General features: G+C 46.1%; 1 protein-coding gene. It reads right to left on the bottom strand.

Annotated features, from left to right (window positions below; translation table 11 throughout):
• Positions 1-550 (bottom strand): phage integrase SAM-like domain-containing protein (locus tag HMPREF9304_RS11680; RefSeq protein WP_036929384.1); only part of this gene is annotated, 550 nt, incomplete at its 3' end.
• Positions 551-689: the final 139 nt, after the last annotated feature.

Here is a 689-nt window from a genome sequence, read left to right as displayed (position 1 = left end):
TGCTGCGTTTCAGNTTTCGGTCAATGGTGAGATAATACTCGAAGCCCTCGATAAATGCTTTGTCCAGCTGTGAGAGTGGGATGTCGCTTACCTTGTGCTTCTTCTGCACATACTCACGGAGCAGGGAGAGCTGGTAGGTACGGAGTTTGAATGTCTTTAAAGCTCTATCAATGCCTATACGCTCCTTTGTCTGTGTGAGATACTCCCCGAAACTCTCCAAGAGCAGGGCTTGGCGGTGGATTTGTCCTTGATAGGCATCCCTCACGTCTGTGGCGGTGAAAGTTTCTTTCCTTTCACTGAGTTCGTGAAAGCGTGTGTGGATAAGTGCGGTGCATTCACCAAGTTTCTGATTGACGGACACAGCCATGCTGCTCTTGCCGATAAGCCTTTGCTTACGACTGTCCCAAAGAGCAAGCGGAGTTTTGCATTTGGTGGAGAAGCCCGAATGGGTTCTGCCTACGGAGATGCGCCCGATAACAGGCACAAGTCCTTTCTTGTCGGTTCGTTTCGCCTGAACGAAGAACGATACTTTGAGTTTGTTTTCCTTCATTTTTCTGTCGTTTTTTCTAAATTTCCTTTGCTTGCAAAGGTACAGATGAACAAGTATTCCTGAGCGATGCAGAAAAATGAAAGATGAAGAATAAAAACCTATGACACAGTTGTTTACCTTCAATTCGTAACCCCTTTTT

The organism is Hoylesella timonensis S9-PR14 (assembly GCF_000762405.1).
Classification (GTDB): domain Bacteria; phylum Bacteroidota; class Bacteroidia; order Bacteroidales; family Bacteroidaceae; genus Prevotella; species Prevotella timonensis_A.
The sequence above is the reverse complement of the archived record's forward strand: the minus strand, read 5'-3'. Positions and strand labels throughout refer to the sequence as shown.